This window comes from Planctobacterium marinum (assembly GCF_020687805.1).
Lineage (GTDB): Bacteria > Pseudomonadota > Gammaproteobacteria > Enterobacterales > Alteromonadaceae > Planctobacterium > Planctobacterium marinum.
The window spans coordinates 227,222-244,958 of sequence record NZ_JAJEWQ010000005.1 but is presented as its reverse complement, the minus strand read 5'-3'; the positions used below and the strand labels follow the sequence as shown (position 1 = coordinate 244,958).

At 50.8% G+C, this 17,737-nt stretch carries 14 protein-coding genes; 9 read left to right on the top strand and 5 right to left on the bottom strand.

What is annotated here, in order from left to right:
• Nucleotide 1 precedes the first annotated feature (1 nt).
• From LJ740_RS17315 to LJ740_RS17290, 6 genes are all read left to right on the top strand, one after another.
• Nucleotides 2–328: a hypothetical protein gene (locus tag LJ740_RS17315; RefSeq protein ID WP_229530378.1), complete on the top strand. Its 327-nt coding sequence runs from the start codon at nt 2–4 to the stop codon at nt 326–328.
• A 69-nt stretch (nt 329–397) separates the two neighbouring features.
• The gene (locus LJ740_RS17310) at nt 398–1,573 is read left to right on the top strand and encodes an efflux RND transporter periplasmic adaptor subunit (protein WP_229530377.1); all 1,176 of its coding nucleotides are present in this window, start codon (nt 398–400) and stop codon (nt 1,571–1,573) included.
• A gap of 18 nt (nt 1,574–1,591) precedes the next feature.
• Nucleotides 1,592–4,735, top strand: coding sequence for an efflux RND transporter permease subunit (locus LJ740_RS17305; RefSeq protein WP_229530376.1), 3,144 nt, complete (start codon nt 1,592–1,594; stop codon nt 4,733–4,735).
• Between the two features lie 135 nt (nt 4,736–4,870).
• A complete protein-coding gene (locus LJ740_RS17300) occupies nt 4,871–5,467 on the top strand; it encodes a hypothetical protein (protein ID WP_377307109.1) in 597 nt (198 codons plus the stop codon).
• A gap of 174 nt (nt 5,468–5,641) precedes the next feature.
• Nucleotides 5,642–6,718, top strand: a complete 1,077-nt coding sequence (locus tag LJ740_RS17295; RefSeq protein WP_229530375.1) for an efflux RND transporter periplasmic adaptor subunit — start codon at nt 5,642–5,644, stop codon at nt 6,716–6,718.
• A complete protein-coding gene (locus LJ740_RS17290; RefSeq protein ID WP_229530374.1) occupies nt 6,715–9,801 on the top strand; it encodes an efflux RND transporter permease subunit in 3,087 nt (1,028 codons plus the stop codon). The genes LJ740_RS17295 and LJ740_RS17290 overlap by 4 nt, the downstream gene beginning before the upstream one ends.
• A gap of 49 nt (nt 9,802–9,850) precedes the next feature.
• Here the strand turns inward: LJ740_RS17290 and LJ740_RS17285 are convergent, their stop codons facing one another.
• Nucleotides 9,851–11,008 (bottom strand): murein transglycosylase domain-containing protein, encoded by a 1,158-nt coding sequence (locus LJ740_RS17285; RefSeq protein ID WP_229530373.1) that lies wholly within the window; start codon nt 11,006–11,008, stop codon nt 9,851–9,853.
• Nucleotides 11,009–11,380: 372 nt separating this feature from the next.
• Between LJ740_RS17285 and dcm the strand changes: the two genes are divergently transcribed.
• Together dcm and LJ740_RS17275 are read left to right on the top strand one after the other, a co-directional pair.
• Nucleotides 11,381–12,742, top strand: coding sequence for a DNA (cytosine-5-)-methyltransferase (gene dcm / locus LJ740_RS17280; protein WP_229530372.1), 1,362 nt, complete (start codon nt 11,381–11,383; stop codon nt 12,740–12,742).
• Nucleotides 12,743–12,766: 24 nt separating this feature from the next.
• Nucleotides 12,767–13,039: a TMEM165/GDT1 family protein gene (locus tag LJ740_RS17275; RefSeq protein WP_229530371.1), complete on the top strand. Its 273-nt coding sequence runs from the start codon at nt 12,767–12,769 to the stop codon at nt 13,037–13,039.
• 3 nt (nt 13,040–13,042) lie between these two features.
• On the opposite strand, the gene LJ740_RS23350 is transcribed toward LJ740_RS17275, so the two are convergent.
• From LJ740_RS23350 to LJ740_RS17255, 4 genes are all read right to left on the bottom strand, one after another.
• Nucleotides 13,043–13,768, bottom strand: a complete 726-nt coding sequence (locus LJ740_RS23350) for a transporter substrate-binding domain-containing protein (protein WP_229530370.1) — start codon at nt 13,766–13,768, stop codon at nt 13,043–13,045.
• 78 nt (nt 13,769–13,846) lie between these two features.
• A complete protein-coding gene (locus LJ740_RS17265; protein WP_229530369.1) occupies nt 13,847–15,091 on the bottom strand; it encodes an ABC transporter permease in 1,245 nt (414 codons plus the stop codon).
• Nucleotides 15,088–15,795: an ABC transporter ATP-binding protein gene (locus LJ740_RS17260; protein WP_229530368.1), complete on the bottom strand. Its 708-nt coding sequence runs from the start codon at nt 15,793–15,795 to the stop codon at nt 15,088–15,090. Before LJ740_RS17260 ends, LJ740_RS17265 begins: the two co-directional genes overlap by 4 nt.
• A gap of 6 nt (nt 15,796–15,801) precedes the next feature.
• Nucleotides 15,802–16,905, bottom strand: coding sequence for a CobW family GTP-binding protein (locus LJ740_RS17255; protein ID WP_229530367.1), 1,104 nt, complete (start codon nt 16,903–16,905; stop codon nt 15,802–15,804).
• 129 nt (nt 16,906–17,034) lie between these two features.
• Here LJ740_RS17255 and LJ740_RS17250 point away from each other — a divergent pair, with 129 nt between their 5' ends.
• Nucleotides 17,035–17,718: a DUF3299 domain-containing protein gene (locus LJ740_RS17250; protein WP_229530366.1), complete on the top strand. Its 684-nt coding sequence runs from the start codon at nt 17,035–17,037 to the stop codon at nt 17,716–17,718.
• Nucleotides 17,719–17,737 lie beyond the last annotated feature (19 nt).

Sequence of the window (17,737 nt, the reverse complement as noted above, 5' to 3'; positions counted from 1 at the left end):
TTTGTTGATCTTGTCTGTATTGTGTCAGTCGCTGTTGGCGGTGGCACAGTCGGTGGATTTGCATACCTATGATGCAGAACACGTGCAAACCTCTCATGATCACAGCCAGGATACCAAGCCATCTGTTGATCAGTATGGTGCTGAAGATAGTGAACACAATGTGGCGGATTGTCATCATTGTGGGCATTGTTCCGGCACTCACCTGAACTGGTTATCCGGCACCCTGGATACGCCATTGATCTGTTTTTCTGCCTCTCAGGCAACGGAAATCCCACTTCATAATCTGCCCCTGCGATGGCAGGAGTTTTTGCGCCCTCCTATCTCTTAAACCGTCCTTCAAAACACATACGCAGCGTAACAGTCGCTGCACAACGGTTTTTATTAAGAGAGTTAAATTATGACATTTTCCATTAAAACGATGGCGATCACGCTATGTGCTGCCTGTTTTAGTCTTCAGGCTTTGGCCAACCAGGCGCATCATCATCAGGACGCTGAGTCAGAACATAATCCCGAGGTTTTACCGGCAGATACCCATGACAATCATGGCGATCATCAAACCGATACCCAAAGTATTCAACTAACCGCGCAACAGATGGCAATGGCGCAGATTAGTGTCAATGCAATTTACCCACAGGTGTACGCCTTTGAGGTGTATGCTCCCGCTGAAATCCGGGCCAATGGTTACAGTTCATATCTGATTTCCCCGAGAGTGGACTCGGTGGTGATGAAACGCCATGTTTCGCTGGGTGAACAGGTAGAAAAACAACAGCCGTTAGTGACCCTGTTCAGTGAAACCGTGGCTCAGGCGCAGGCCGACTATCGTTTAGATTATGCTGAGTGGCAACGGGTTCGTCATATGCAATCGGCCACGGTAAGCCAAAAACAGCTCAGCGAAGCGCAAACCCGATTTGTGGCGGCCCGGGCTAAATTACTGGCGTTTGGTTTAGACGAACAAGCCCTGACGGAGTTAACCAAAGACAACGCTTCGCCGCTGGGGGAATATACCCTTTATGCCGCTCAGGCCGGTTCGGTTTTAAACGATGATTTTCAACAGGGGCAGCGGGTTCAGGCTGGTGAAGCGCTGCTGACCTTGGCAGATGAAAGCAATTTGTGGGTGGAAGCCCGGTTATCTGCGAATTCCAGATTAGACATTCCGCCGGGAGCCCACGCCAGGATCAGCATTCAGGGAAAATCCTATGCCGCAAATGTCATTCAGGAAGCCCATACCGTTGACCAGGTAACGCGCACCCGCGTTGTTCGTTTGCTGGTTAACAATGAAGCACATGAACTGCATTCCGGGATGTTTGCTGATTGCTTTTTTCAGTTTGCAACGCAGCAGGCCGTTATGGCCGTGCCCGATTCGGCACTGTGGCGCAATGCAGAGGGACACTGGGCGTTGTTCCTGCAAGAAGCGCCCGGCGAGTTTGTGGCCACGGAAGTAAAACCGGGGCGGCGTTTTGGTGAATACCGGGAAGTCTCAGGCCTGGCAGAAGGTACAAAGGTGGTGACTGAAGGGGCCTTTTTTGTGGCCTCTGAGCAAGCTAAATCGGGTTTCGATCCGCACAATCACTAACGGCAAAGGGAGTTTGTTATGTTACGTACATTGATAATCAGTGCGGTGAAATTCCGGCTGCTGGTGGTACTGGGGTTACTGGTGGTTATTCTGATGGCCGCTAAATTACTGCCCAAGATCAATCTGGATGCGTTTCCGGATGTGACCAACGTACAGGTCACCATCAATACTGAAGCCCCCGGACTGGCGTCTGAAGAAGTTGAACAGTTAATTACCTATCCAATAGAGGCCGTTATGTACGCGCTGCCGGATGTGGTGGAAGTTCGCTCGGTATCAAAAACCGGGCTTTCCGGGATCACGGTGGTGTTTGCCGATGATGTCGATATTTATTTCGCCCGGCAATTGGTGTTTGAGCGGCTGCAAACGGCACAAACCCTGATCCCGGAGGGAGTAGGTGTGCCACAAATGGGGCCCAATACCTCGGGGCTGGGGCAGGTGTTTCAGTATTTATTGTTAGCCGAACCGGAAGTCGAAATCAGCAGTGCGCAATTGCGCAGTTTAAATGATTGGGTGGTAAAGCTATTGCTGATGCCGGTAGATGGCATTACGGATGTGTTGTCTTTTGGCGGAGCCGTGCAGCAATATCAGGTCAACCTTAACCCTACCCGGTTGTTGTCATATGGATTGCAGCAAAGCGATGTGGTGGCGGCACTGTCTCGAAATAATAGCCAGACAGGGGGCTGGTACATGAACCGCGGTCAGGAGCAACTGGTCATTCGCGGCACGGGATGGCTTAGCCATGGCGCCGAGGGTTTGGCGCAAATTGCTCAGATCCCGGTAGCCACCATTGAAGGCGTGGTGATCAGGGTTGCCGATGTCGCTGCTGTACAAATGGGCAGTGAAATCCGCCAGGGCGCAGTGTCCATGACACGCCGAACTGCCGACGGCCAATCACAGCCGTTAGGGGAGGTGGTTTCGGGTATCGTGCTAAAACGCATGGGAGCCAATACCAAAACAACCATAGATGCTATCGAGCAGCGCCTGGCACTGATTCAACGCGCATTGCCGGAGGGCGTCACTATCCAGCCGTTTTACGACCAACGTTCGCTCATTGAAGCGGCGGTCAACACCGTGGTTGAAGCCCTGGCCATGGCATTCGTGTTGATATTAGTGGTGCTGTTTTTGTTTCTGTTAAACCTCAGCGCTACGCTGCTGGTGATTATATCAATTCCGTTGGCATTGGCGATTGCACTGATGTTGATGAGTTATTATGGCATCTCAGCCAACTTAATGTCGCTAGGCGGGCTGGCTGTTGCGATTGGCATGCTGGTGGATAGCTCGGTGGTGGTGGTGGAAAATATTTTCAGGCGATTGCAACACCAGGAAACGCCCTCGATACAACAGCAGGGGGTGATCAGTCAGCGGGTAAGCGACGCTGTGGTTGAGGTGGCTAAGCCGGTACTGTTTGCCACCAGTATTATCATTTTGGTTTTTATGCCGCTGTTTAGTTTTGAGGGCGTGGAAGCGAAATTGTTCGAGCCGATGGCGGTGAGTATTATTTTGGCGCTGTTGGCCGCAGTATTTATCGCTTTGTTGGTGTTACCGGCGCTGGCAACCTTGCTATTCAGACAAGGCGTGAGTGCAAGGCCGACTCCGTTATTGTCTGCGCTGGAGCTGGGGTACCGCAGGGCGGTACAACAGGTTATGCGCGTTCGCGGCTGGTTGTTGGCTGCCGTGCTAATGCTGGTTGTGCTGTCAGCGGGATTACTGACTCAAATTGGCAGCGAGTTTGCTCCGGAGCTGGAAGAAGGCACGATAAACCTGCGGGTGACTCTGGCACCTTCAGCAAATCTGGAAACGGCGTTGGATGTGGCAGCGAAATTGGAGGCACAGTTGCTGACATTTCCTGAGGTCAGTTATGCGCTAAGTCGCATAGGGAGGGCTGAACTGGGCGGCGATCCGGAACCGGTCAACAATATCGAAATTTACATCGGTTTGTTACCTGTCGCGCAGTGGACTTCTGCCCGGACGCGCTCCGAATTACAAGTATTGATGGCCCAAAAACTCAGTGTATTTCCCGGCTTGCTACTGAATTTTTCGCAACCCATCGCTACCAGAGTGGATGAATTGCTGTCGGGGGTAAAAGCACAACTGGCGGTTAAACTTATGGGCCCGGACTTATCCCTGTTGGCAACTAAAGGGCAACAAATGGAACAATTGGTATCCGCCATTCCCGGTACCTCGGATGTGGCGCTGGAACAAATTCAGGGGGAAGCGCAACTGGTGGTGCAGCCAGACAGGCGTCAGTTGTCCCGTTACGGTATTGCTGTGGCTGATCTGATGGCGGTGGTCAGAGATGGGTTAGGCGGGCAGGTGGCCGGACAGATCATCAAAGCGAACGAGCGCTACGATATTTATGTGCGCATCGATGCCCGCTACCGGCAATCTCCGGAAGATATCGAAGCGTTGCGACTGCTTTCACCGGGTGGCGCCTGGGTGCAGGTGGGGGATGTTGCATCCGTGCAGATTCAGTCGGGGCCACCGCAAATTCGTCGTGATGATGTACAACGGCGAGTGGTCGTGCAGGCGAATGTCAAAGGCCGGGACATGGGCAGCGTTGTTCAGGATATTCAGTATACCCTGACAACCGGGTTGTCATTACCGCCGGGTTATTCATTCTCCATCGGTGGTCAGTTTGAAAACCAGCAACGGGCTCAGGCAAAACTGTTGCAGATTATCCCCATTTCGTTGTTGCTCATTACCTTGTTGTTGTATTTTGCCTTCAATTCAATGCGCCTGGCGGGCATCATTCTGCTGAATGTCCCGTTGGCAGCAATAGGGGGGATTTGGGCCCTGTACCTGAGTGGTCAGTATTTATCTGTGCCCGCCAGCGTTGGATTTATCACCCTATTTGGCCTGGCAGTACTCAACGGCGTGATGATGGTGGACAGGATCCAGCGGTTTATAGGAGATGGTCAACCCCTGAATGAGGCAATATTAAATGGCGCGGTGTCGCGATTAAGGCCGGTGTTAATGACAGCCCTGACCTCTACATTGGGATTGATACCCATTGTGCTGAGCCAGGGGGTGGGGGCTGAAATTCAGCGGCCGCTGGCAACGGTGATCTTAGGCGGTATGTTTAGCGCAACCCTACTGACATTGTTTATCTTGCCGGTAGTTTACGCCATGCTGCCCGGGCGAGGTGGTAAGCTATCATCCTGATAACGTCAGGGAACGGAGCCTTTTGGGCTCCACTTTTTTGAAGTGGCCTGTCCCCGGTGTTTTATAATCGGGTTTACAGCGCTTATTTTTTGGTGAAAACTGCCATATTGTCATCGCTAATTTTAAAGGAACACCATGAAAACAGAATGGAAAATTGCCATTGGGCTAATGAGTTTTTACGCGCTGTTTGTGTCAGCGACACCAGCCCCTCTGTTGGCGTCAGCTCAGCATCAGGCCTTCTGGCAGAAGGTGTCTGCGTTATGCGGACAGGCGTATGAAGGTAAAATAGTCAAAGATACCGATGGTGATACCTTCGTTGGCAAAAAATTGATAATGCATGTGCGCAAATGTTCCGGACGGGAAATTCAGATCCCGTTTCACATTGGCGAAGATGCTTCCCGTACCTGGATTCTCACCAACACCGGGGCCGGTATTATGTTGAAGCATGATCACCGCAATCCCGATGGCAGCTATCATCCCACCACGATGTACGGTGGTCATACCGTTGCTGCTGGTTGGCCGCAAATGCAGTCGTTTCCGGCGGACCCTTATTCACAGCAGCTCTTTATGACACAGGGACTGCCCGGTTCCGTGGACAATGTCTGGCAGATGCTGATTTACCCCACCGTTTTTAGTTATCGTCTGGTCAGAGCAGCCCGTGAATTTCAGGTAGACTTTGACCTCAGCCAGCCGGTAAGCCCACCCGAAGCGCCCTGGGGCTATGAAAACTAAAGAATACTGTCGTATTCTGTCAGTGTGATTCGTTACTATAGTTAACACAATGGTAACACCAGGTTACAGAATGCTTTTCACTTCGCTACAGTGGCGGCGTAGAATTCGCTTTCTGACAACAGCTGTCACCTGAACAAGACTCAATTTCGCAACGCACTTACAAGGAGAATCAGCGTGAGGAAGTCGATTGCCAATGCTATGGCCAGCGTCGCCATAGCCAGCACCCTCATAGTAACCAGTATGGTTTCATACGCACAATTTGGCCCCACGCCGGTAAATGTGGAGGCAGCACAAATGCGTATGTTGGCCCCGGTAAGTTCCGTATCCGGGGCGATAGTCAGCCAGAACGATTCACAGGTGGCGGCACGGGTGTCAGGGCAACTGGTGCAGGTGGCTAAGGTGGGCACAAGGGTGCAGGCGGGCGAAACTTTTGCCGTTATTCGCGATCCCTCTTTGGTGTTTCGTCACGCTGAACAACTGGCCCGTATGAAATCCTCCGAATCCAATCTCACATTCCAGAACAGTGAAGTGAACCGGTTGCGCTCACTGGCCGAGAGAGATTTAAGCTCAAAAACCGAATTGGACAGAACTTTAGCCGCGCGAGATCAGGCGCAGGCTGAAGTGCAAGAGAATAAGGCGTTGCTGGATCAGATTGAACTGAGCCAGTCCTACCAAAATATGCAGGCGCCTTTCGACGGCGTCATTATGGAGCGGCTGGCAGACGTGGGCGAGCTGGTGGCGCCTGGTACAGCGGTGGTGCGTCTGGTGCAAACCACTGATCTGGAAGTCAGCGCTCGTGTTCCGGTGGCGTCTTTAGCCTATGTTACGCCAGGTAAAACCATCAGTTTCAGTTCTTCTGTGGGCAATGGTCAGGCGGTGGTACGCACCACAGTGCCTGTGGCCGATAATCGTTCCCGACTGGTGGAAGTGCGGGCCGATGTTACTGACGATAAATGGCCCGTTGGCCTGGACATCACTGCCAAAGTGCCTTCCGGCGCGGAAAAACAGGTGCTGGCAGTACACAGAGATGCGTTGGTTTTACGTCGTGACGGGGCCCGGGTGTTTCGTATCAATGGTGAAAACAAAGCTGAGCAGGTGATGGTAGAAACCGGAATTGCCACCGAGCGGTGGATTGAAGTCAGTGGTGATATTCAGGAAGGCGATAAAATCGTCATTCGTGGGGCGGAACGTCTGCAACCGGGTCAGCAGGTGATGATCCGCGAAAACAATGAGAGTCTGATAAGTCAATGAAACTAACGGCAGCCTCTTTAAATAATCCAACGGCGGTAGTGGTTGGGATTTTACTGATATTGTTATTCGGGGTATTGAGTTTAACCCGTTTACCAGTGCAACTTACGCCAGATGTGGAACAGCCACAAATTGTCATCAGTACCAGTTGGCGGGCGTCAGCGCCGGAGGAAATTGAATCGGAAATCATCGAGCCTCAGGAAGATGTATTAAAGAGTCTTCAGGGAGTTGTGACCATGGAGTCCAGTGCCTCCCAGGGCAGTGGCAGCATCGTTTTGCGCTACAAGACGGGCACTGATCTTAACCGCGCTCTGATTGATGTGATGAACGCCCTGAATCAGGTGCCTTTTTATCCACCAGATGCCAATGAGCCGATACTGGCCGTGGGTGGCGATTCGGTATTTGATGCCATTGCCTGGTTCGGTTTGCATACCTTGCCCGGGAATGACAAACTCATCGAAAGCTACCAGGATTTTGTGGAAGACGTTATTCAGTCCCGACTGGAACGGGTGCCGGGTGTCTCACAAACCAATGCCTTTGGCGGACTACCCACAGAAGTACGGGTTACCTTCGACCCTTACAAAGTTGCCGCGCTGGGTTTAAACATTCCGGAAATTGCCGCCAAAGTGGGGGGTAATACCGACTCGTCCGGTGGCTTTAAAAATATTGGGCGACGCAAGTATACGCTGCGCTTTGACGGTAAATATGACATTCCGGATCTGGAAGGTATGATCCTCGAATGGCGGGACGATACGCCCATTTTACTGCGTGATGTGGCCCGTGTAGAAGCGGTTTTAGGCGAACGCTTTGGGGTACTGACCCTGGACGGCGTGCCGGCCATAGCCATGAATGCTCAGGCGGAAGTGGGGGTTAACGTCATGGATGTTGACGAAGGTCTGAAGCAGGTGGTTAAAGAGCTGAACGAAGGGCCGCTGGCTCGCGCCGGACTTGAAATAATTCAAATGTACGACCAGACCATCTACATTGAAGATTCGATGGCGCTGGTGCGCAATAATCTGCTGCTGGGTTTTATCCTGGCGGTCTCTATTTTGTGGTGGTTTTTACGCAAGTTTAAGGCCACGCTGGCGGTGGCCTTGTCCATTCCGATTTCCCTGACGGTAACGTTTGTGGCGCTGGATTTAATGGGGCGCAGCCTTAATATTATTTCCATGGCAGGCCTGGCGTTTGCTGTTGGTATGGTGCTGGATGCGGCGATTGTGGTGCTGGAAAACATCGTGCGAATGCGGGAGCACGGTGCCAAAACCGGTGATGCTGCATTCCGGGGTACAACCCAGGTGTGGGGCGCGTTACTGGCGTCCACTACGACCACAGTCGCGATATTCCTGCCGATTGCTTTTTTAGAAGATGTGGCCGGGCAACTGTTTGCTGATTTGGCCATAGCCATCTCTGTGGCCGTGGTGGCATCGCTGCTAGTGGCTGTGTCGGTGATCCCGGCGGCATCTACGCGGCTGTTAAAAACCATTAATTCGGAAGATCCTCACGATCACTGGTGGGACAATATCACACGCGGCATTATGCGGATCACCGGCAGCAATAAAAAGCGCTTCGCCTGGGTGTTCGGCTTGTTTGGTTTTGCCGTGTTCGCCAGTTATTTGTTGTTTCCGCAAAAGGATTATCTGCCCAAGGGGAACGAAAACCAGTTTGGCGCCTTTATGTTGCCACCGCCAGGACTGAGTATTGACGCCGGCAGACACGAAATGATTGATGTCATTAATCAGCGCATGGAGCCTTACCTCAGCGGTGAAAAGCAACCAAAAGTGGCGCACGACTGGCTGGGCATTTTTGGTACCTTTGGCTTTATGGGTGGCCGCGCGGAAGACGCCGATGATATTCAGGCGCTGCTGGGTATTTTGAATTCGGAAATTTTATCCGGTTTTCCGGATACCATCGCATTTGCACAACAATCTCAAATTTTTCAGGGATTAGGCGGTGGTCGCCGCATTGATATTGATATTCAGGCCAATGATGAAGAACAGTTACTCAATGCCGCACGCGTGGGGTTTGGCGCTGTTATGGAAGCGTTGCCAAACGCACAAACCCAGCCGGTGCCCGGACTGAATCTGGCGGAACCTGAATTGCGCTTAATTCCCTACGAGCGCAAACTTGCCGAATCCGGCTGGACCCGCAAGGAAATGTCTCAAATCAGTCGGGCGCTGGGCAATGGTTTGTATGTGGGGGATTATTTCGACGGGCAAAAGCGTTTAGACGTGATTTTGCGCTCAGAGGAATGGCGCACACCTGAAGAGCTGGAGTCTACACCCTTATATACACCTGACGGCGGAGTACAACCGGTCAGTGCCCTGGCAGAAGTCAGTCGCACTTCCGGACCCGGAGAAATTCGCCGGGTAGACCGCAAGCGTACCATCACATTGCAGGTTACCCCGCCCGATAACCTCTCGCTGGAAGCGGCCATAGCGACCCTGAAAGAATCAGTGGATGACAAAGTCCTGGCGTTGTTGGGGGATGAAGGTGCCGTTACCTACCGGGGGACGGCCGAAGCCCTCACAGAAGCCATCACTAATATGAGTCAGAGTTTCATACTGGCGCTGATCATATTGTATTTGCTGATGTCGGCGCTGTTCCGCTCCTTCAAAGACAGTTTGCTGGTGGTGGCCACGATCCCGCTGGCTACCGTCGGAGGCATCGCCTCATTGCGCTTAACGGATCTGCTTACCGGCTTCCAGCCGTTGGATCTGTTGACCATGATTGGCTTTATCATTTTGCTGGGGCTGGTGGTAAACAACGCGATTTTGCTGGTGTATCAGACCCGTATGGCTGAACGCGAAGGCATGGCCCGGGTGGACGCGGTGGAACAGGCGGTCAGATTGCGTTTGCGACCCATTCTGATGAGTACACTAACCAGCTTATTTGGGATGTTGCCTTTGCTACTTATCCCCGGCGCCGGTGCAGAGCTGTATCGCGGCATCGCCGCTGTTATCGTGGGTGGCATGAGTGTCAGTACCTTCTTCACCCTGATTTTCCTGCCCAGTTTGTTGCAGTTAGGACAAAGCAAAGCCGAACAGCAGCAGGATGTGTCTGACGGCGAACCGGTAACGGTATCCTGATATCTGTAATGACTCACCGGCTTCCTGCCGGTGAGTCATCATTCCCGGTTTAATAATTCTGTTTAAAATTCAGTACTTTTTCCAGGTAACGGCGGCTTTCGGCGCGGGGATGTCTGGTTGTCAGGCTATCGTAAACTTGCTTAGCTGAGAGTCGATTAATGTTACTAATGGCCCGTTCGCGGTTGCTGTTGAAGGTTTTAAACACATTGCCCGCGCCGCCGTTGTACGCTGAAATGGTGGCATATTCCCGGCTTTGCGCCTGTTTGATGTTCTTCAGATAAACATCATCCAGCAGATGTAAATAGGCCGTGCCGATATCAATGTTGTCCTGTGGCCGGAATAACACCGATTGCGTGGGCTGATCGCTGCGGCCTTTAATGCGTTGGTACACGTCCTTACCCGCTGAGGCCGGGATTATCTGCATCAAGCCGTAGGCATTTGAAGTACTTACCGCGAAGGGGTTGAAGCTACTTTCGGTTTCGATAATGGCGTAGATCAGGCTGGCCGACACCTGATAGCGAGCAGAAGAAGCCAGTACGTATTGCGCGTACTGCTTTTTACGCAGTTCGTGATGATTGCTCACCAGCGGAAAGTTCACAGAATGGCGGGTACCGGCTTCGATGCTATGGATTTTGAGTTGGGTTGCCATCAGGTATTCAGCAAAGCGACCTGCACGCCACTGGAACCGCACCGCAACACCATCCTGATCCCGAACCTGTCCGTACAGAAAGGGTTCGCCATTAAACTGCGGAGTGTCGGCATTAAAAATGTCAGTCGCGGTTGGATCGGCGGTCGTCAGTAAGGTGGTGACAATGGCTTCTCTGAGCTGAGTTTTATAATCTTCGGCATTGATGGTTTCGACCCTTACCTGCCCCAGTGAAAAATCCACAATGGCTCTGGCCCGATAATCCTGGGTGTATTTTACATAGGTATCGTTGTCAGGTAGCTCGGTTTGTTGTTCTCCCCATTGGTCTGCCGCGTTTTCTTTCAGTGTCTCCAGCAGCTCCTTGAGGTTTTTTAAGTCGTATATTAAAGCGCCGGGATTGTTTTGATACTGAACCGCTTTTTGTTTGGCAAAGGATTCCAGTATTTGCCCGGCATCACCGGATTTAGCGGCCTGCGCCAACATGACGCGGTCGGTATGTGTACAGGAACCAATAAGCAGGGACAAACAAAAACAGAACAGCGGACGAATGAGTTGCGGCATGAAATTCAGGCATTGTGTTTTTCTGCTATTAGAGCAATAAAAAAGGCGTCAGATCAAATGCGAAAATCTGACGCCTCTTTGCTTCCTCATACCCAACATGAGAAACCTTTAAAATTCAGTAAGTCATGACCTGACAGATAACATGAACGATACTGAGTCATTGCTGTGCTGAACCCGGTGTAGCCGTGAGGCCACGGAACAGCTCAATCAATGACTGTGCAAATAATGTTATAACATCACAAAAAGATCAAGTGATTTTTTTATCTGCAAAGTCGCAGCGCCGGGCGGCGCTTGCACAGACCATATTGAATAGACGAAAAGGTGAATATATGTGATAGTTCATCACACTTTTGACACATAAGAAAAACGACATTGTCTTCTACCTCTCAGGCGCAACTCAGCGATATTGCACTCATCAGTAAATTACTGGAAATCTACGATCAAAAACAACTGGCTGGCTATCTCAACCAGTATTCTCCGGGCAAGTGGGCCAGAGAAACCATCAATCGGTGGTTGAAGGGCAAAGCCACGCCCACATTGACCCATCATGAATATCTGCATTTACAGGCATTATTACCGCAATCCAAAGTCACCTCAGAGAATGCCCAATTTCGCTTTATCGATTTGTTTGCCGGTATCGGGGGTATCCGAAAAGGCTTTGAGGATATTGGTGGATTGTGTGTGTTTACCAGCGAGTGGAACAAGTTTGCACAACGAACTTACAAAGCAAATCATCACTGCGATCCAGACAATCACGTTTTCAATGACGATATTCGCTCAGTGACTTTATCCCGGCGGGATGATGTTAGTGAGCAGGATGCTTACCGGCACATCGATGAGCAGATCCCGCAACACGATGTGTTGTTGGCGGGATTCCCCTGCCAGCCCTTTTCACTGGCGGGTGTTTCCAAGAAAAATGCCCTGGGCAAGGCTCATGGTTTTGAGTGTCAGACTCAGGGGACTTTGTTTTTCGATGTAGCCAGAATCATCGCGGCAAAACAACCGGCGGCTTTTGTGCTGGAAAATGTGAAAAACCTGAAAAGTCACGATAAAGGCAAGACCTTTAAAATTATCCTGCAAACGCTGGATGAACTGGGCTATGAAGTGGCGGATAAGGCGTTTTCCGGCAAAGATCCGAAAATCATCGACGCCAGACACTTTCTGCCGCAACACCGGGAACGGATCGTATTGGTGGGTTTTCGCCGCGACCTTAATTTGCATCAGGACTTTAGCCTGGCAGGCATAAACCAGTTTTTCCCGGACACCCAGATTAGCCTTGGGCAGTTACTGGATAAAGATGTTGATAGTAAATACATACTCACTCCAAAGCTATGGGAATACTTGTACCAATATGCACAAAAACACAAAGCCAAAGGCAATGGTTTTGGCTTTGGTCTGGTGAATGAGCACAGTGTGGCCAGAACCCTTTCAGCCCGTTATTATAAGGACGGCTCTGAGATCCTGGTGGACCGAGGTTGGGATCTAAATGGGTCTTTTGAAGCACAACTCATGGGAAATACTCGCCCTCGCAGATTAACCCCGGTAGAATGCGCCCGCCTGATGGGATTTTCTGCTCTCGGTAAAGATGAGTTCAGAATCCCGGTTTCTGATACTCAGGCATATAAACAGTTTGGCAATTCTGTGGTGGTTCCGGTTTTTGCTGCGGTAGCAAAGCTGATGGCGTCGCGCATTAAACTCGCCGCTGCCCGCCAGAATATTCAATCAGTGGCATAATTTTTAGGAACCATAGGAATATTAATGGACTGGAAAATCTTCTTCACGATTTTTGCTTCGGTGTTTATTGCGGAGCTGGGGGATAAAACCCAGTTGGCGACTATGTTGTTTGCCGCAGACAAGGCCGTGAGTAAATACACAGTGTTTCTGGCAGCTTCAGCGGCGTTGATTGTGGCTTCCGCCATAGGTGTTTTGGCCGGTACACTGTTGAGTGAATACCTCAATCCCAAATATCTGCAATATATCGCGGGTGTAGGTTTTATATTAATTGGTCTGTACACCCTTTACACTGCCTGAAGGTTATTGCCCGGCGGTTGAGGTAAAGGGGTACTCTGAGCGCACCCCATGCTTGTGATACAGGGCTTCCAACTGACCGTTTTGCTTCAGATCACGCAGTGCTTCGTCCCAAATCGTCATCAGTTGGGCAAAATGTATGTTTTGCTTACTAAAGGCAGGATACAGCGGAAGATCCCCGAACTTTTGCCAACTAAAGCCGGTATTTTGAATGTTTTCTGCGGCCATGAGTTGCTGCATTTCAGAGCTATCCCCCAAAATAAAGCGCACCTTTTCGGCTTTTAACAACCGGAATGCGGTAGTCGCGTCATTCACTTCATAACCCTGCAATCGATATTGTGGGAAGTAGCGGTCGTATAAATAATCGGTTAACCAGGCGGCGGGGGCGTCAAAAAAATCCGGTCCCCGGGCCTGGTACCTGGCGCTGAGGTAGATAGCGTAGATAAAGTCGGCATCCATGGCTTCTTGCGGTGTACTGATGTACTGCTCTTCGTTTTTATAGGCACCCAGCCAGATATCGGCACTGCCATTGACGACCATGGCTTTGGTGCGGGCGTAATCGGCATACACAAAACGCATCTCGAAGTCCGGAAAGACCCGCCTGAGCAATTCCTCATATAAGCCATCACTTTGCTCGGAGGTATATTTGGGCCAGATATCGGTAGCCACGATGAGCTGCTGCGCATGGCAAAACAGCGAAAATGGCAAGATTAAAAGCAGTAACTTTCTCACGGATAACTCCCGACGGTCTGACTACAGTGTCGTACAGCGCGATAAAAATGCCAGTTTTATTATCCGGATTTTTCCCTGCTATTGATTCAGACCAGAGTGTAGTGCCCGCCGGTAAGCCCCGATAGCCGGAATACAGGCCACGATACTGGTGGCGATTACAACCATAAGAGCGATAAGCATTGCGTCCTGAGTTAATAAGTCGGTGCTGATGAATAAACCGTAATAGGTACTCAGCCATTCGTTGCTGACCACCAGGGTGAGCCACACCAATAAAAACGACAGCAGTGTGGCAACTGCGGACACCAACAGAGCTTCAGCCTGAATAAGCACAAACAGCAAGCCAGGTCCCGCGCCTATGGCCCGAAGTACGGCAATTTCCCGGTGACGCTCACGCATTGAGGCTAATAACATCGTCGCTAAGCCGAACAAAGAGGAAATTAAAATTAACACCGAGATAACCCGCAGCAGGTTTTCCACCGTTCCCAGCATTTGCCACAATTCAGCCAGGGCAACACCGGGTAAAATTGCCAGTAAAGGTTCACCGCGATAGTTATTGATGCTGCGTTGCACACCAAAGGTGGCAAATTTTGAGTTTAAGCCCAAAAAGAAGGCCGTAATGGTTTTAGGTTGCAACGGATTTTGGTTCAGTGCGGCTTGTGGATCGCTGACATACCTGGCGATATGAGCGGCGGGCAAATGCACCAGTTCCAGCGATTCCAGACTGACGTGTACCGTTTGATCTACCGGTGTTCCGGTGGCTTTTAGTATTCCGGTAACCACAAACGGGGCTTCATCGTGATTACTAAAACTGACGCCGCCCACACCATGAGACAGGGTGATGCTATCGCCAACCTGATATCCCAGCTTTTGCGCCACTTCCGCGCCTATCACCGTTTGCAGAATATCACCGAAGGCTTCACCCTGCTGAAAGTCCAGCAGCTGCTTTTGACCATAACGGAAATGCTTAAAATAATCGCTACTGGTACCCATCACCCGGTAACCTTTGTGGGAATCCCCCAGCGAAACCGGAATGGCCCATTTTACCAGCTCGTCAGCCTGTATTTTTTCAAAGGTGGCCCAGTCTATATTGTTGGTGGCATTGCCCACCCGAAACACCGAATAGAGCAACAAATTAAGTTGCCCGGTTCTCGCGCCCACGATTAAGTCTACCCCCGATACCGTGCGCCCAAAGCTGTCTTTTGCTTCGCTGCGGATGTGCTCCACACTCAGCAGCAGGCTGATACTCACCACCAGGGAGATTATGGTCAGAATGACGGAGCTTTTTCGGCTTTTCAGGCTTCCGCTTGCAATACTCAGGATCATTGTTCCGCCTTGGCTGGTATGGCCTGATTGAGACTGGCCAGTGATACCCGCTCGTCAAAATACTGACTGAGGCTTTGGTCATGGCTGACAAAAACCAACGTGCTGTTTGCCTGCTCGCAAACCTGCAGTAACAGCTGCATAAAACTGTCTCTGGCATCTGAATCCAGTGCCGATGTGGGTTCATCCACGATCATTAATCTGGGGTTGTTGATCAATGCACGGGCTATCGCTACCCGCTGTTGTTGCCCGACACTCAGCTGCGAAGCCTGTTGTGCCAGTATGGTTGTCGGCAGTTGTAACTGCCTGATGGTTTGGGCAATCCGGTGGCTGAGATCGGCGCGGGTATTGCCCGCCAACCAGGCGGCTGCCTCGATGTTTTGTGCCACACTCAGATAAGGAATAAGGTTAAATTGCTGAAAAACCACGCCGATATTTTGAGCTCTGAATTTGTCCCGTTTGCGCGCTGACAACAAGGCGATGTCCTGGTTTAATATCCGGATACTGCCCTGTTGCGGCTTTAACGTACCTGCCAACAGATTGAGCAGGGTACTTTTACCGCTGCCTGAGGGGCCGTATAAAAATACTTTTTGTCCAACGCGCAGATCCCACTGCGCAATTGCCAGCAAGTCCGCCTCGGAAGTGGCCTGATAACGAAAGGTCACATCGCGCATTTGTAACAGGTAGTCGGTGTTGTGTTGTGTCATTAACGCCTAGCTTAAACGAGTTCTTATTGCTTTATTGATGTCCAGGGCAGAGTGCCACACTGAGCTGGCCTTGTCATCTGTATCGGTCCCGCTCTCAGAGGATGCCGGGTAGATAATCTCCAGGCGTGAATCGTCACTTTCACTGAGCTCAATGCAACTTAAAATGCCATCGGTTTTGTTAAAACCAAAAATACCGCGTTCTGTGATAAATACCCCTTTGAGCCGTTCCGGATTGATGCCATTGAGGAGTGTAAATATCTGAGTAAAATCAAAGATGTGACTTTTGTCGTAGATCCAGCCTTCGGTGATAAAACCGGAGCGGGTTTGTTGGGTATAGGCACAACCATCCTGTTCCAGTTGGGTTTGCCAGGCTGGTGTCGCCGGCGCGTCTGCGTGATGGTGATGATGGGCTTCTTCGTTAGCCGGTGCGCTATTGCGACGGGTCTCCAGTAGCGCAACTGGCAAGTTGCCCTGTACTGAAAAGTGCCGGGGTTTGTCCTGCAGCCCCAACTTTTCCAGGGTGTGTAGCATGTCGACTTTATCTTGCTCTGTGTATAAATCCGCCTTAGCGGCTACCAGTATGTCGGCGATTTCCAGTTGTTCGCGAAAGATGTGATGGTCATGGTAACGGGGTTGCACCAGCTTGCGGGCATCAAACATCGTCATTACGGCTTTGAGGTCAATGACTTCGCGGTTGTGGGGCTTCTGCAGTTCGCTGATTACTTCGTTTGGATGACCTAATCCGGTGGGTTCGATGAACAGGCGATCCGGTTTACTTTGGCTGATGAGCATAGCCAGCGCAATTTGCATGGGTAAGCCCGAAGTGCAGCACATACACCCGCCGGGTACCTCTTTGATAAAAATACCCTTTTGCTGGTCTTGTGGGCCGCTGAGTAATTGCCCGTCTATCCCTATTTCGCCAAACTCATTGACCAGTATGGCCCATTTTTCATTCCTGGGTTTGTGTTCCAAAAGATGCTTAATTAAGGTGGTTTTGCCGACACCTAAAAAGCCGGTAATGAGATGGGTGGGAATGGGTGATGAAATTCTGGCAGTCACGGTTCTGGGCGTTTGTGAAATTTGCAGTAATGTTATATTGTAACTGTACATTAAACAATAGTTGTGCCTCCGCGGCGTCGGACGGTTGTCAGGTGCGTTTATCAGTAACCTTTGTTGGCAACATTCATCAGAAATATATATCAGAAATATTGATCAGGTTTTTTCAATAAACACAGCATTATGTCTTTAAATCTAACCTCCCTGAAAAGGGCTAAATTCAGCCGCTACATCACACTGCTGGTGGTGATCGCGTGTTTCGCTGCGACGGGTTATGGGTTATCAGGCATGGTATTCAGGTTGTGGTTTCACCATGATGCTGTTCTGTATCATGTAGAGAATTCCTTGCAACCCAACGCTATCGGCTGGCAGGACCTGATGGGCGAAGATGATAAATTCTTGCTGCAGCAGCTACAACGCAATACCGCGGCTTTGTTAACGCCGGGTCAAACCGAATCTTCCGGCATCAGCGAAGAGCAGCGCCTGCTGGCATCGGTACTTAAAGCACAAACCTGGCAGGGACTGGATGGCTATCAAATCAATCGGGCAATGGCGCAACAGAATGTGAGTATTCCGGGTTTTATGGTGCCGCTGGAAGTCGACGGGCAGCAAGTCAGGAGCTTTTTTGTGGTGCCTTACTTTGGTGCCTGTCTGCACTTTCCACCACCGCCACCCAACCAGATGTTTTATGTTCAACTGCCCAACGCTATTGCGTTACCGGCGTTGGATAAGCCCTATTTATTCTCAGGCACCCTGAACGCCGAGTTGTTTGAAGATCCACTGGGAACTTCTGCCTGGAGTATGGAAGTTATGACTATTAATCAGTATGCTGAACAGGCCGACGATGCCAGAGAGCATCGTTTTTGACACACCTGAGCCGATCTCA

Bases quoted from the DNA above. Each gene is read 5' to 3' on its own strand.
- LJ740_RS17310 (WP_229530377.1), top strand. From the start codon at position 398: ATGACATTTTCCATTAAAACGATGGCGATCACGCTATGTGCTGCCTGT.
- LJ740_RS17305 (WP_229530376.1), top strand. From the start codon at position 1,592: ATGTTACGTACATTGATAATCAGTGCGGTGAAATTCCGGCTGCTGGTG.
- LJ740_RS17300 (WP_377307109.1), top strand. From the start codon at position 4,871: ATGAAAACAGAATGGAAAATTGCCATTGGGCTAATGAGTTTTTACGCG.
- LJ740_RS17290 (WP_229530374.1), top strand. From the start codon at position 6,715: ATGAAACTAACGGCAGCCTCTTTAAATAATCCAACGGCGGTAGTGGTT.
- LJ740_RS17285 (WP_229530373.1), bottom strand. From the start codon at position 11,008: ATGCCGCAACTCATTCGTCCGCTGTTCTGTTTTTGTTTGTCCCTGCTT.
- LJ740_RS17275 (WP_229530371.1), top strand. From the start codon at position 12,767: ATGGACTGGAAAATCTTCTTCACGATTTTTGCTTCGGTGTTTATTGCG.
- LJ740_RS17265 (WP_229530369.1), bottom strand. From the start codon at position 15,091: ATGATCCTGAGTATTGCAAGCGGAAGCCTGAAAAGCCGAAAAAGCTCC.
- LJ740_RS17260 (WP_229530368.1), bottom strand. From the start codon at position 15,795: ATGACACAACACAACACCGACTACCTGTTACAAATGCGCGATGTGACC.
- LJ740_RS17255 (WP_229530367.1), bottom strand. From the start codon at position 16,905: ATGTACAGTTACAATATAACATTACTGCAAATTTCACAAACGCCCAGA.
- LJ740_RS17250 (WP_229530366.1), top strand. From the start codon at position 17,035: ATGTCTTTAAATCTAACCTCCCTGAAAAGGGCTAAATTCAGCCGCTAC.